Genomic DNA, 14,921 nt, shown 5'->3' with positions numbered 1-14,921 from the left:
ATTATTTTACTGAATGTTTCTGTGTTATTTTTATGCCAAACTCAGCTTCTTGCTTTACCCCCTTTTTACAAAATATAAATGCGCTTTCGCTTCCAGAAACATTTACCTTTCCCTTTTATTATCAGCCGCATCCGCTAACTATTGCAGCTGCAACACAGTTGCAACAACAGCTAGAACCACTCTCACATTTAAAAGCCGAAAACGCAGGTAAAATGTTTGGTGTGTTAGTTGTGCAAAACAAAAATAACCAGCTGGGGTTCTTAAGCGCGTATTCGGGGCAGATTGAAGGCGATAAAGGCAGTATTAACTTTGTGCCACCGGTATCAAATATGCAGCTAAACGATGAAGGTTATTTAGCACAAAGCAAAATTATTAATGACATAAACAGCCAAATTAATGAGCTTGAAAGCAGCGCAGAGCTCACCGCTATTAATAAAAAGCTTGATGAATCAAAAGCTATGTTTAACGAGCAATTACTTGCGCAGCAAGCCCTAATGCAGGCCGGAAGATTAGTACGTAAAAAGCAGCGAACTGAAGGCGAAGCCGAACTAAGCAAGGATAATTTTGAGCAACTTAAAAATAAACTAGCCGGGCAAAGCATTGTTGAAAAAAAGCAATTACAAGCGCTTAAGCTTAATTGGCAAAATAAAATAGAACAGCTAGAGAGCGCTCAAACCAGAATTACAGACAACGTAAAACATTTAAAAAAGCGCCGTAAAACGCTATCTAAAAATCTACAAAAAATGCTTTTTGCTCAGTATCAGTTTTTAAATGCCCATAAAGAAGTAACCGACCTAAATGCTATTTTTGCACAGCTGCCAGAGCATACTCCACCCTCTGGCGCAGGCGATTGCGCAGCACCAAAGTTATTACAATATGCGTATAAACATAACTTAAAACCCATTGCTATGGGTGAGTTCTGGTGGGGAGCAGCCCCTAAATCAGCCATTAGGCAACATAAAAATTACTACCCTTCTTGTTATAGCAAATGCCAACCAATACTTGGGCATATGCTAAAAGGCCTAAATGTTAAAACCAATCCGCTACTTGAAAACCCAGCCCACGGAAAAGAGTTAAGTATTATTTATAAAGACAACGACTTACTGGTGGTAAACAAGCCTGCTGAGTTTTTATCGGTCCCAGGTGTAAATATTGATGACTCTGTTTATATGCGCATAAAAACACAATTCCCTGAAGCTTCAGGCCCATTAATAGTTCATCGTTTAGATATGTCGACCTCAGGATTATTGATGATCGCACTTAATAAACGTGTACATAAAGCCCTGCAAAAACAGTTTATAGAGCGCACTATTGATAAACGTTACGTTGCACTGGTTGATGGAAATGTAAGTGAAGATAGCGGCGAGATAAATTTACCCCTCATGCTCGATTTTGATGACAAGCCACGCCAAATGGTGTGCTATACAAATGGCAAACCTTCGCTTACTACTTGGCACGTACTTGAGCGAAAAAACAATATTACTCGTTTACAGTTATACCCAAAAACGGGGCGAACACATCAGCTACGCGTTCACTGCGCCCATAGCTTAGGATTAAATATGCCTATTATTGGGGATACACATTACGGCCAAAAAGCCGATAGACTCCATTTACATGCCGAGTATTTAGCGTTTACTCACCCAATAACTCTTAAACGCTTAGAGTTTGAAGTAGCGCCAGATTTCTAATAATTATTAGGCGCTTTACATGTGCGAAAATATACTTATAAGGTCTTTAGTTTATTAACGGCGTTACCAATTTAGAATATAGATTTATATTAAAATTTATTTAGGTATAGAGAGCCCTAAGGCTTGCTCCCATTATAAGATTCCAATGTTTTTCTCTAAAGACAGTTTAATCACAAGTGAGGAGTACAGCCTAATAATCTCGTCAACGATTCCTGCAATACTCTATAAGCTTATTGCTGTAGTTATAACTAAAACGATAATTTTTAGTATATCTCTGTCGTTCCTTATCTATCACTGTGTAAAAAAAGCACTCATTGGGTTTTTATACTACGTTATTGCCTACTTAAGTGTAATGTCTATACATTTTAGGTTTTTCCCTGTTCTAAGCAACAAACAGTCCGCTTTAAACTCACATCAAACAGGTCACACGACCTAGTATTTTAGTGATTAATCATATTATTACTTATTAAGCATTAAGTTATAATTTAAAAGTAATGCTATAGTAAGTTTAACAAATAATAATAAAAGTCATAAATGTTAAATACGAATAACAATACGCATATACAAAAATTTAAACGCAGTGTATTGATCAAAGCTGCTCTTATTTGCTTTTTTATATTTATTAGCATGTATAGTTTTGCTGATAGTAGTGATGAGAATACGCTTTTAAGTTCTTTGGATTTCAGTAAAGCTGAAAACTTGATTAACGATGTTAGAGCAAACAAACTAGATTACTTAATCAATGAAAAAAAACTCACTAAAGCATTTGAGCTAAGCAAAGAGCAACGCTGGGAGAGGCTTCACCTAGAGGCTGCTGCGCTGTATGCTGAACTGCTATTTCGACAAGAACGCTACAAGCGTTTAAAGCACCACTTAGCATTTTACTTAAGTAATAAACAACTAACAGAACAAAAAGATGTGCACCTTTTATTTTTAGAGTCGCAATTAAAATCTTTAGCTAGAAATGAAGATCCAACACCTGCAAAAAACCTTGCAAAAGAGCTTGAAAAACTAATACCTCAACATTCAGATAACGAAAAAATTATTATTTTTCGCGCTTTAGCTTACTACTACACAGATACTGATGTGTTAAGAAAAACTTTAAACGCAGCTCTAGAAGGCTTAGAGCTTGCTTTAAAAAACAATGACTTTGCAGCGCAAGGCTATTTTTATAGAAAAATAGCCGATGCTTATCACTTACTTACTGATGTAGATAAAGACAAGAGTAAAGCGGTTTACTATGCAAAAAAAGCAGTAAAAGCGTACGAAAAAACAAGCGATGGCCTTTTTACTGCAAAAGCATACTGGAGTTTAGGTAATGTGTTGTTAGAAATTAATGACCCAAACAATGCCTTAATACAGTTAAATAAAGCCTTGAGCTATTTTAAGAAAGTTAACATGAAAAAAGGTTTAGCATTTGCTCAATACTCAATTGCTGACATTCAATACCTTCAGGGAAATTACAACACAGCGTTAACGCTAGTAAACCAAAACATTGAACTTGCCCGCTCTGCTGGCATTCACGATATGCACCTTGCCTCATTGATTTTACTAGCTGATATATACATTAAACAAAACTTATTAGATAAAGCAAATCAAGTAAACGACGAGGTATATAATAATCTAGATAAGTTTACCCGTAGTATATATAAAGCTCGATTTTTAGCTAAACGCTATGAGCTTAAGCGAAAGCTGAACTACATTGACGATGCCTTTGAAGCAATCGAAGATAAACTCGTTTATACAAAAAAGCACTATGAAGCAACGAGCGAAAGTAACATAAAAGCACTCCAAATTAAGTTCGAAGTAAAAGAAAGAGAAGACAAGATATCGCAGCTAGAATTCGAAAAAGATATCAACAAACTTCAAGCAATCGAAGAACACCAACAAAAAATAATTTGGCGCTTAAGCGCATCCATTGCATTCATTTTAGTTCTTGTATCGTTATTCTTATTTTACCGCCAAATACGTCAGCGAAAAAAATATCATACTATTGCGTTAACCGACTACCTAACTAATAGTTTAAACCGCCGTGGAGTAATGCAAATAGCTGATAATTTGTTAGCCAACAAACCAGCATCAATTGCGATTGTTGATTTAGACTACTTTAAAAATATTAATGACAAATTTGGCCATGACACAGGGGACTTAGTACTGATTAAGTTTGCTCAAGCCGCTAAAGATACGCTAAGTGAAAATGATACATTTGGGCGTTACGGCGGCGAAGAATGGCTGTTTGTTTTGAATACATTAGATAAGCATAAAATTAACGACACGTTTGAGAACTTAGCGCTCACTTTATCTGAATATTGCCGTGAAATAGAAGCCTTACCGAGTAAAATAAACATTACCTTTAGCGTGGGTGTTGCAATAAGTAATACTCACTCTAAATCACTTGATGTGCTTATTAAACATGCAGACCAACAGCTGTATAAAGCAAAAGAAAATGGCAGAAACCAAATAGCAATCGCGTAAATATACGTTATTAGTCACCTTCAATAATCATCTGTTTTATTTTGTGGGCTTTTTCAAAGTGATCTAATTTATGGGTGTGTATCCACCACGTAGCTGCTTGCATAAGCATCTCAGGATCCGTATTTTTATTTGCAAAAAAAGCGTAAAAAGAAAGCCCTACGTTTTCGCCTTTGGCTGCTATTTTTTTATCGCACACAGCTATAATTTTTGCTTTTAGTTCTTCCTGCATACATACCTTATTTAATTGTATTTTTACTATCTAAATATACCATTTAAAACACTAACGATTAGCTGTAAAAGACTTCTATCAACAATACTATGATTCTCAAACTCTTTATTAGGCGTATTTACTTTTGTAGCTTTGCATTCATTATCTAGTGGCTCATTTTTATGTAAATCTGTTTCATAAGCTATATCAGCTTGCTCCATGCATTTTGCAGAGCCCGCATAAGGCTGAGCAGCACAGCCAGTTAAAAATATACACAGCGATAATAAAGCTAAAAACGCTTTCATAATAAATCCTATTTTACGCACCTTCTGCCTTATATTATAGCTACAAGGTTGCTTATTTAGTCGGCTATCAAAACAAATAGGTCAATAAAAAACACACCTACTTCATCAAAAAAAGTATCCTCTTTAGCATTCTTTTTTAATTGAGCACTTGTACATTTATTATAAACTTCTGAGCTTGTTTGAGAGCCATTTGGCTCATTTATTTCTGCTTCTTTTATGCATAAGCTTCGATCAGAATACGGGGCTGTACTACATGCACTTAACAATGCACATAGTAGCAGTGCTGTAGTGAAGGTTTTTATATTCATCCTTAAACAATCCTATTAATTAAAGTTTTATAAACCACATATATAAAACGACTATGTAAAACCTGTACCTAAATAACGCTAACACTTTATCACTCCACTAAAATATACAACCAGTAAATATTTGTAAGGTTCTGTAGAGCTAAAACCTGAAAATATTGCATAAGCGTGCTTGTAAAACTTACAGGCTACATACTCCCATGAGCAAACGAAAAAATATAAACCTATTAAATTCAAAAAGTTAAATCATGGCATTTAGCTTGCTTCAATATTTGTAAGCAATTAAAGAGCAAGTAAAGGATTAGTTATGAATATATTTGAAGCGCTACGTCACGATCATGATAAACAACGTAAATTGGTAGATGCACTTATTCAAACGCACGGCGATACAACTGAGCGCCACAAGCTAATGGACGAGCTTAAAACAGAATTAGAAGATCACGCTAAATTTGAAGAGCGTTATTTTTATAATCCACTTATGTTTGATGATTTAACGCACGAAAAGGCACGCCACAGCGTTGCAGAGCATCATGAAATTGATGAGTTAATTGAACAACTTGAAGATACCGAAATGAGCTCGTCTGCTTGGTTAATTGCGGCTAAAAAACTGCACCATTTAGTACATCACCATTTAAGTGAAGAAGAACATGAAGTATTTCAATTAGCGGGTAAAGCTTTGACCGAAGGGCAAAAAGAGAGCCTTGCTGAGCAGTACAACGATGCAATGCATTAAAACCGACTTCCATACACTCCCTTGTGTACTTATTGGTTATAAGCCTTATGGCTTATAACCATTTTTTTGCTTTAAATAAAGATTATTTAACAGTAAATTTTACGTCTTGGTCACGTAATAGATAAAGCGCAAAACATGCTGCCCACATTGGCCACGCAGTAAAAAATAATAAGTTGTTAAAGCCATCTATATACTGGTTGTAAGATGAAAGCGTTGATAGACCGTGCATTACAAAAATAATACCGTATGTAAGGCGTTTTTTAATACCCGCCATAAATGCTAAAACCAAAACAAGTTGTACAGCACCTATAACGTAAGCAATTATATCGGTAGAACCACTAATACCATAAAAATGCTCAAAAATACGTGCGCTATGTCCAGGGTTAACAAACTTATCGAATGTCCACATAACCATTACAATAAACACACCTACACGCAGAGATAAAAGTGACCACTGCAAACGATTTTGCACATCAGAACTGATTGAACCTGTCATAAAAATTCCCTAAAAAATATTAATAAACGTTAAGGTAAGCTAGACCGTATAAGTTAATTTTTATTTCAAAAAACAGTAATTATTTTTATTAACGGTACGTTTGAGCATTTATTTATAAATGTTAGGCCGTGTCGTACATGCTTTATAGAAGTATACTATGCTTAAAAAAATGATAAAAAGCAGCCATTTACAGAAACGATAAATTAAAGGTACTTAAGTACTACTTTTAAAATAATTGTTTGGGCTTATGTTCTAAAAAACAAAAAGAAGCACAATTTTATTGAAAGTTATTTTTATAGCCTTCGGTCTTTATCGCCAACAACATTTTAACCGTAGAGAGAAAACGTTTGAAACACGCATATTTAGCACTATCCCTAGCCACTATATTAAATACACCATTAATAGCATTTGCAGCTGAAGAACCAAAAGCAACAACTAAAAGCGCAATTGAACATATTGAAGTGGCTGGCCAAGTTCTTAAATCTCAAGGTTTATCTGTAAAAGATGCCACTGTAGATGGCCCTTTCGGTGATAATTTAGCGCTACAAGATATAGCCCGCTCGGTCACGCCTATTTCAAGCGAGTTAATAGAGCAACTAAACATTACTACCCTACAAGACGTACTTGCAGTAAGCCCAAACACTTACTCTGCAAGTGGCTTTGGTGCGCCAAGTTTACCTACTATTCGTGGCCAACTGGGTGAGCTTTTTCAAGATGGTACACGTCGCCAAGCAGGTAATAATGGGTTTGGTGTGCCGTTATCGTTCAACTCTATAGAACAAATAGATGTAGTAAAAGGTGCACCGCCGGTTTTATTTGGCTCAAGCCAACGTAACGGTGGTTTTGTAAATTTACACTCAAAGACTGCCTCTACAGATGAAAGTAAAGGTAAAGTTAAGCTCTCAGCGGGGCGATGGGATCAATACAGTGCGCAAGTAGATTACACAGCGCCAATTATTCAAAACAAAGTGGGCCTTAGAGTAAGTTACGAGCACCTTGATGAAGGCAGCTACTACGATTATTCAGGTACAAAAAGCGATAGTTTATTTGCAGCACTTAGAATTTTGCCAGACGACAAAAGCAGTTGGGATATTAACTTCGAGCTATACCAAGTTGAATTTACCGATAACGCCGGTATTAACCGCCCTACCCAAGCCTTAATTGATGATGGCCTTTACATTACCGGCCAAGGCGTGCAAGCAAATGGTAGTACCGTACCGGCGGCAGGTTCAATTGTATCGCCTACTGGGCAAGTAAAAATAGATCGCAGCACCGTACTTACCGACCCTGATAACCAAAACGAAGCAACCACTTATTTAATTCACAGCATTTATAAGCGCGAGCTAAGTGCTAATGCCTCACTTAAAAATATTACGTACTTTCAGCATTTACAGCGTGAAGAAATAGCCCAAAACAGCTTTGTAGAAATTATAGATGGCGCCGATACAGCGCAAAACCGTACTGAGCTTACTTACCGTTGGAATAGCGACCAGCAAACAATTTTTGCTTTTGACATACGCTATAACAAAGTACTTGGCTACAGCCAATTTACTACCGAGGCCGATTTACCTATTGATTTAACTGGCCCACTTTCAAACCGCCGCATTCCCTTAACCGATGCACAAAAAGCACGTTTAGTAGAGCTAAGCCCAGGTGTATTTGTATCGCCTGGTGGTCAATACGATTTAGATAACGATGGCAGCGGCGACTTTAACCTATCAGACACCACCGACTCACGCTCATGGCAAACAGGACTTGCCATTCAGCAAGACTCTGATTGGGGTGATAAGCTTCATACTAGCGTGGGTTACCGCGTTGACTTTTACGATGTAGAAGCAAACGATCCTATTGCACCACAAGGCCAAGTTGCTGCAAGCGACAGCATTAACGAAATACTGCATTCTGGCCAAGTTAGCTTTAACTACAAAATAAATGCCGACTATACCTCCTATGGTGCAGCAAGTTATAACGAAGCAACATCAAACAGTATGGCTGGCGGTACATCACTTGGCGGCGATAACACAATTAGCGCGCAAAATTTTGCTACCGAAAACACATTAGTAGAGTTTGGCTTAAAGTACGCTCCAACCGATAGCGACTGGTACGCTGATGGCGCGATATTTAGCCAGCGCCGTAGTTTACGTAATCGCGACGGCAGCAATACAGGTATTCGTACCACAGGTTTTGAAAGCCAAGTATTTTACGATGCTTACCCTTATTGGCTAAGTGCGGGCTACAGCTACATTGATGCTCGCTACGACAACTCTGCAAGCAGTCAAGATTCTGCTCAAGTAATCGATGCATTTGATAATTCGCGCCCAGATATTATTGCAGGTACGGGCGTTGGCGCGCCAAGTTTTACCGCGTTTGCACCTTCAAACCGCCAAGTTCAGGGCATTCCTGAGCAATCATTCAGTTTTAATGGAAATTATTCAATTAATTCGAAATGGCAAACGGGTTTTTCAGGTCTATATACAAAGAGTTACCCATTAGACTTTTTGGCAACAGTTAAAATTCGTGATCAATACACGTTAAACGTTAATACTAGCTATGCTTTTACGCCTAGTACTAAGTTGCGATTAGATGTAAACAACGTCACTAATCAAAAAAACTGGCGCCCAGTATTTGAAGGTGGTTATTTTGGCGCAACATTGGCATTTCCTGAATTGCCGATAAACGCAAAATTAACACTAACCCATAATTTTTAGAGCGGTTTGAGAGAGAACATGATTAAAAAACTATTTTTGGTATTGATTGCAGCAGCGGCTATAGGCTTGTTCTTTCACTTTAATTTACACCAGTTACTTACGCTTGAAGGCTTAAAAGGGTCGATGGATCAATTTAGCCAATATAAAGAGCAATCACCATTGTTGGTTTTTGGTGGCTTCTTTTTATTATACGTAGTGGTAACGGCTCTCTCATTACCGGGGGCGGCTATATTAACACTGGCCGCAGGTGCATTATTTGGCTTAGTTGAAGGCTTATTAGTTGCCTCGTTTGCCTCTACTGTAGGTGCTACGCTTGCCTTTTTAGTATCGCGTTACTTACTGCGCGATACAATTAAACAACGTTTTCCTGAGCGCTTAGACGCTATTGACGCGGGCGTTGAAAAAGAAGGTGGCTTTTACTTATTTACGCTTAGATTAGTGCCAGTATTTCCGTTCTTTTTAATTAACTTATTGATGGGTGTTACCTCAATTAAAGCATGGACCTTTTACTGGGTAAGCCAAATAGGCATGCTGGCGGGTACATTTGTATTTGTAAACGCAGGTACGCAACTTGCGCAAATTGAGAGCTTATCAGGCATTTTATCGTTAGATCTTATTTTATCATTCGCTTTATTGGGTGTGTTCCCATTCATTGCTAAAGGAATCCTAAACGTGTTTAAAAAACGTCGCGTATACAAAAATTACACTAAACCTAAAAAGTTCGACCGCAACATGATTGTTATTGGCGCAGGTGCTGGCGGCTTAGTTACAAGTTACATTGCAGCAGCAGTTAAAGCCAAAGTAACCCTAATTGAAGCCGGCGAAATGGGCGGCGATTGTTTAAACTACGGGTGTGTGCCAAGTAAAGCCGTTATTAAAAGCGCTAAAATTGCTGAGCAAATTCGCCACGGTGAACACTACGGCTTAGAAAACGCAACACCGCAGTTTTCGTTTAAAAAAGTAATGGCACGAGTACACCAAGTAATTGCCGACGTAGCACCACACGACAGCGTTGAGCGCTACACAAACCTAGGCGTAGATGTTGTAAAAGGCTACGGTAAATTATTAGACCCGTGGACTGTAGAAATTAAGCTTAACGATGGCGGCACACAAACATTAACAGCCCGTACTATTGTTATTGCCACTGGCGCACGCCCATTTGTACCGCCACTTCCTGGTATTGAAGAAACTGGCTATGTAACAAGCGATACATTATGGACTAAATTTGCTGAGCTTGAAGAAGCCCCTAAAAAGCTTGTTGTACTTGGCGGTGGTCCAATTGGTAGCGAACTTGCACAAAGCTTTGCACGCTTAGGCTCAAATGTTACGCAAATTGAGATGAGCGAACGCATCATGATCAAAGAGGACCTAGAGGTGTCTAAATTTGCACATGAAGCGCTAACCGAAAGCGGCGTAAACATTTTAACCTCGCATCAGGCACTACGCTGTGAAGAGCGCGATGGCAAAAAGTTCATTGTGGTAAAACATAATGATACCGAAATCGATGTTGAATACGATGAGCTACTATGTGCTGTGGGCCGAAGCGCTCGCCTTAAAGGTTACGGCCTTGAAGAACTCGGTATTGAAACTAATCGTACTGTAGTCACTAACGAATACCTTGAAACGCTTTACCCTAACATTTTTGCCGCTGGCGATATTGTAGGTCCGTATCAGTTTACGCACGTAGCCGCTCATCAGGGTTGGTACGCAGCAGTAAATGGCTTATTTGGTAATCTTAAAAAGTTTAAAGTAGATTACCGTGTTATTCCGTGGACTACGTTTATTGACCCAGAAGTAGCACGTGTTGGCTTAAACGAGCAAGACGCTATTGATAAAGGCATTGACTATGAAATCACTCGCTTTGAATTTGAAGAGCTAGACCGCGCCATTACCGACAGCGCCACCAAAGGCTTTATTAAAGTAATTACACCCAAAGGCAAAGACAAAATACTCGGTGTTACTGTGGTTTCTGAGCACGCTGGCGATTTAATAGCAGAGTTTGTACTGGCAATGAAACACGGTTTAGGCCTTAACAAAATACTAGGCACTATTCACAGCTACCCTACTTGGGCTGAAGGTAACAAGTACGCAGCAGGCGAGTGGAAACGCGCTCATGCACCTGAGAAAGTACTTAACATGCTTGAAAAATACCACACATGGCGCAGAGGCTAATATGTTTAAAACACCTTTAAAAGCGCTATTGTTAGGGTCTGCTTTGCTTGCAACATCGTTTGCAAGCAAAGCTCAAAATATGCACGACAGCTGGAATACATTATTAAACAACCATGTTGTAGCTATTAATCATGGCCACAGCACAGAGGTTGATTATTCAGCAATAAAAGCTAAGCAAAGCGAGCTTAAAACCTATTTAGATTCGCTATCGGCTGTTACGCAAAATGAGTTTGATACATGGGAAAAACCTAAGCAGCTGGCGTTTTTAATTAACGCATATAACGCCTTTACTGTTGAGCTTATATTAACAAAATACCCAGATCTTAAGTCAATTAAAGATTTAGGCAGTTTTTTTAGCTCACCATGGAGCAAAGAGTTTGTGCCATTACTTGGTAAAACTCGCAGCCTTGATGATATTGAGCATGGTTTAATACGTGGCAGTGGTAAATACAACGATCCACGTATTCACTTTGCTGTAAATTGCGCGAGTATTGGTTGCCCAGCACTACGTGAAGAAGCGTATACTGCTGATACATTAGAAGCACAATTACAAGAGCAAACAGTCCGCTTTTTATCAGACATGACTCGTAATATAGTGCAAGATAACACGCTAAGTGTGTCTTCAATATTTAAGTGGTACGGCGATGATTTTGAACAAGGCTTTAAAGGTGCAAATACGCTGCAACAGTTTTTTATGCAATACCCTAAAGCACTAAAACTGATACCCGCTCAGCAAAAAGCGCTTAAAAATAACGACATGAAAGTTAAGTTTTTAGATTACGACTGGGATTTAAATGCTCGCCAATAAATTTTGGCAAACATTATCGCGATACAGCTTTTGCTGTGTCGCGTTTTGCATTTGCCTTGTTATTAGCTTCAAAAGCCTAGCAAGTACACAATTACAAAGCCGGTGGCAGCAAGTTGAAAGCTTAGGCAAAGACCAAAGCGTATATTTTTATGCGTGGGGCGGCGATGCGCAAATAAATGCGTATATTCAATGGGCTGCGCAGCAAGTAAAAGCCAAATACAACATAAACTTAGTACATGTAAAGCTAAGCGATACCAGTGAAGCAGTAAGCCGCGTACTTGCCGAAAAATCAGCAAACAATAACGATAAAGGCAGCGTAGATTTAATTTGGATAAACGGTGCTAACTTTGCCACCATGAGCGAGCACTCATTATTACTTAAACAATGGGCTAATAAGTTGCCTAATTTTAGCTACACCGACCCTAGCAATAATCCCGCTGTTAATTTTGATTTTGGAATACCCACTAATGGAATGGAAGCACCTTGGGGTCAAGCTTCACTCACCTTTTACTACGACAGTTTAGCAATTGACGGCACTGCAAATAACACACTACCAATAACCCTAAACCAATTACTTAGCTGGAGCGCACAAAACCCAGGGCGCTTTAGTTACCCAAAGCCACCTGATTTTTTAGGAATGAGCTTTTTAAAATACGCGCTTGTTATGCTACATCAACAAAGTGATGAAACACTTAAAGCGCAGTTAAATCAGCCTGCTACTGCACAAAACACAGCCCAAGTATTAAACCCATTATGGGACTTTTTAAATAAACTGCACCCAACACTTTGGCGCGATGGCAGCCATTTTATGCAAAGTGGGGCACAAATGCGCCGCTTAGTAGGCGACACAGAGCTAAGCATAGCGTTTACGTTTTCAGCGCCCGAAGTCCCCGCCGCCGTTAAACGTTATGATTTACCAAAAAGCATTCGTAGTTATGCAATGCAAGATGGCAGTTTAAGTAACACCCACTTTGTAGCCATACCTTATAATGCAAGCCATCAGCAAAGTGCGAAATTAGTGGCTAATTTTTTATTAAGTCCAGAGGCGCAAGCTCAAAAACAAAAAGCGCCTATATGGGGCGATAAAAGTGTACTTATTCAGTCAACGCTAACACCACAGCAACAAGCCTTATTTAAAACAACTCAGCCGCATCCAAGCGCGCTGCCTTTGAATAGTATTAAACGCACGCTAAGTGAGCCACACCCAAGCTGGGTAAACGCTATTATGCAAGGTTGGCAAACACGTTTTGGAATAAGCCAATGAGTGTTGTTTCAAATAAGTTAGCAGCAAGCCCAACGCTTAAACCACATAAAAGCGCCGATATGTTTAGTAAATTAGTTAAATTAAGTCCACGCTTTTTACTGGCATTACTAATTTTGCCGGTAATAGGCGGCCTAATTAGCGTGCTACTGCCCGCTTTTGGCTATGCGCCAGTACTTGAGCATACAACACTTGGCCTACATGGCTTTACTATGCTTATGCAAACACCCGGCCTAACACACATGGTTATGCTAAGTGTTGGCACCGGATTAATAAGTACCTTACTTGCCTTTATCATTACATTAATGATTTTAGCGGCATTTTTTAATAGCCCGTGGCTTAACCGTATTCAGCGTTTACTGAGCCCAATACTCGTAATACCCCACGCAGCAGCGGCTATTGCGGTTGGTTTTTTAATTGCTCCTTCGGGCATGATCTCGCGTTTAGTATCGCCTTGGTTTAGTGGATGGGAACTTGCGCCTAACGGCATGTTTCCGCATGACTCGTTTGGTATTAGTATAATTTTAGGCTTAGCCCTTAAAGAGCTGCCTTTTTTACTGTTAATGGCGCTAGGTGTGCTTGCCCAACCTGAGCTTGGCAAAAAACTGCGCCAACAACATAAAGTAGCGCTTAATTTAGGCTACTGCCCTATGACTGCTTTTTTTAAAGTGATACTGCCAAGCCTTTACCCATTACTGCGCCTACCCATTTTAGCCGTATTGGCTTATGCCAGCGCAAGTGTAGAAATGCCACTTATTCTGGGGCCAAATACACCACCCACCTTGGCAGTCGCTATTATGCACTGGTTTAACGATGTAGATTTAAACCTGCGTATTAAAGCCTCTGCAGGGGCATTATTGCAGCTTGTACTTACTGGTGGTTTACTAGCTCTTTGGCTTGGAGGCGAAAAAACCATAAAAGCATTATTTAGTGATTTACTCACCAATGGCGAGCGAGAATATGGCGGTGTTTATTGGCAAAAAATAACAACCGTATTAACAGTATTTGTAATTGGCTTTATTTTGCTCTCGTTAATTGGCTTAATTATGTGGTCGGTTGCCGGATCTTGGCGTTTTCCGGCGGCACTGCCCGATCAGCTCACACTACTTCACTTTAAAAGTGCGCTAATGCAAATGCAAAGCCCGCTTTATAATACCCTTGCTATAGGGCTAGTTACTACGTTATTTGCCATTATTATTACCCTTTTGTGCCTAGAGTCAGAGCAGTTAAGTGCAAAACCCATGTCGCGCTTTACCAGCTTAATTATTTATTTACCGTTGCTTGTACCAAGTATTGCGTTTTTATTTGGCCTAGTGTGGCTGCAACAACTAGTAAATAACCAAGCCGCGTTTTTTAATGTGGTATTTACCCATTTATTGTTTGTACTGCCGTATGTGTTTTTATCGCTTGCGAGCAGTTATAGGCGATTAGACCCTCGCTTTGCTAATGTAGCAGCAAGCCTTGGCGCAACACCCTGCAAAGTGTTTTTACAAGTAAAATTACCCCAGTTATTTGCCCCTATTTTAATTGCGGCCGCACTTGGTTTGGCCATTAGTTTTGGCCAATATTTACCTACACTTTTAGCCGGTGGCGGGCGCATAGCAACAATTACAACCGAAGCGGTTACCCTTGCAAATGGCGCAAGTAGGCGTACCAGTGCTGTGTATGCCATTATGCAAATGGCATTACCACTAATTGGCTTTATACTGGCGTGGGTTTTACCTAAGTACTTTTTTAAAAGCGCACATCGCTAACCCATAAA

General features: G+C 39.2%; 12 protein-coding genes. 8 read left to right on the top strand and 4 right to left on the bottom strand.

Annotated features, from left to right (window positions below; genetic code table 11):
* Positions 1–32 precede the first annotated feature (32 nt).
* Together ALFOR1_RS18210 and ALFOR1_RS18205 are read left to right on the top strand one after the other, a co-directional pair.
* Positions 33–1,688 (top strand): RluA family pseudouridine synthase, encoded by a 1,656-nt coding sequence (locus ALFOR1_RS18210; protein WP_104643953.1) that lies wholly within the window; start codon positions 33–35, stop codon positions 1,686–1,688.
* 534 nt (positions 1,689–2,222) lie between these two features.
* On the top strand, positions 2,223–4,163 hold the full coding sequence (locus ALFOR1_RS18205) for a tetratricopeptide repeat-containing diguanylate cyclase (protein ID WP_165491335.1): 1,941 nt from the start codon (positions 2,223–2,225) through the stop codon (positions 4,161–4,163).
* A 10-nt stretch (positions 4,164–4,173) separates the two neighbouring features.
* Here ALFOR1_RS18205 and ALFOR1_RS18200 read toward each other — a convergent pair whose 3' ends face one another.
* From ALFOR1_RS18200 to ALFOR1_RS18190, 3 genes are read right to left on the bottom strand one after another with little or no spacing between them, the layout of a single operon-like run.
* A complete protein-coding gene (locus ALFOR1_RS18200) occupies positions 4,174–4,392 on the bottom strand; it encodes a DUF6500 family protein (protein WP_058549939.1) in 219 nt (72 codons plus the stop codon).
* 26 nt (positions 4,393–4,418) lie between these two features.
* Positions 4,419–4,676, bottom strand: coding sequence for a putative periplasmic lipoprotein (locus tag ALFOR1_RS18195; RefSeq protein WP_058549940.1), 258 nt, complete (start codon positions 4,674–4,676; stop codon positions 4,419–4,421).
* Between the two features lie 56 nt (positions 4,677–4,732).
* Positions 4,733–4,984 (bottom strand): hypothetical protein, encoded by a 252-nt coding sequence (locus ALFOR1_RS18190; RefSeq protein ID WP_104643952.1) that lies wholly within the window; start codon positions 4,982–4,984, stop codon positions 4,733–4,735.
* 304 nt (positions 4,985–5,288) lie between these two features.
* Here ALFOR1_RS18190 and ALFOR1_RS18185 point away from each other — a divergent pair, with 304 nt between their 5' ends.
* Positions 5,289–5,714, top strand: coding sequence for a hemerythrin domain-containing protein (locus ALFOR1_RS18185; protein ID WP_058549942.1), 426 nt, complete (start codon positions 5,289–5,291; stop codon positions 5,712–5,714).
* A gap of 82 nt (positions 5,715–5,796) precedes the next feature.
* Here ALFOR1_RS18185 and ALFOR1_RS18180 read toward each other — a convergent pair whose 3' ends face one another.
* Entirely contained in the window at positions 5,797–6,210 is a 414-nt protein-coding gene (locus ALFOR1_RS18180) for a hypothetical protein (protein ID WP_058549943.1), read from the bottom strand.
* Positions 6,211–6,557: 347 nt separating this feature from the next.
* On the opposite strand from ALFOR1_RS18180, the gene ALFOR1_RS18175 reads away from it, so the two are divergent.
* The 5 genes from ALFOR1_RS18175 to ALFOR1_RS18155 are packed head-to-tail and all read left to right on the top strand — an operon-like array spanning position 6,558 to position 14,913.
* On the top strand, positions 6,558–8,918 hold the full coding sequence (locus tag ALFOR1_RS18175; RefSeq protein ID WP_104643951.1) for a TonB-dependent receptor: 2,361 nt from the start codon (positions 6,558–6,560) through the stop codon (positions 8,916–8,918).
* Between the two features lie 18 nt (positions 8,919–8,936).
* Positions 8,937–11,090 carry an FAD-dependent oxidoreductase gene (locus tag ALFOR1_RS18170; protein ID WP_104643950.1) on the top strand — a complete coding sequence of 718 codons (2,154 nt, stop codon included), beginning with the start codon at positions 8,937–8,939 and terminating at the stop codon, positions 11,088–11,090.
* A 1-nt stretch (position 11,091) separates the two neighbouring features.
* Positions 11,092–11,898: a DUF547 domain-containing protein gene (locus tag ALFOR1_RS18165; protein WP_104643949.1), complete on the top strand. Its 807-nt coding sequence runs from the start codon at positions 11,092–11,094 to the stop codon at positions 11,896–11,898.
* Positions 11,885–13,162, top strand: coding sequence for an ABC transporter substrate-binding protein (locus tag ALFOR1_RS18160; protein ID WP_104643948.1), 1,278 nt, complete (start codon positions 11,885–11,887; stop codon positions 13,160–13,162). Before ALFOR1_RS18165 ends, ALFOR1_RS18160 begins: the two co-directional genes overlap by 14 nt.
* Positions 13,159–14,913, top strand: coding sequence for an ABC transporter permease (locus ALFOR1_RS18155; protein WP_104643947.1), 1,755 nt, complete (start codon positions 13,159–13,161; stop codon positions 14,911–14,913). Before ALFOR1_RS18160 ends, ALFOR1_RS18155 begins: the two co-directional genes overlap by 4 nt.
* Positions 14,914–14,921 lie beyond the last annotated feature (8 nt).

Origin of the sequence: Pseudoalteromonas carrageenovora IAM 12662 (genome assembly GCF_900239935.1) — a bacterium.
GTDB lineage: Bacteria > Pseudomonadota > Gammaproteobacteria > Enterobacterales > Alteromonadaceae > Pseudoalteromonas > Pseudoalteromonas carrageenovora.
Note: the sequence above shows the minus strand (reverse complement) of the source record. Positions and strands in the feature narration are given on the sequence as shown.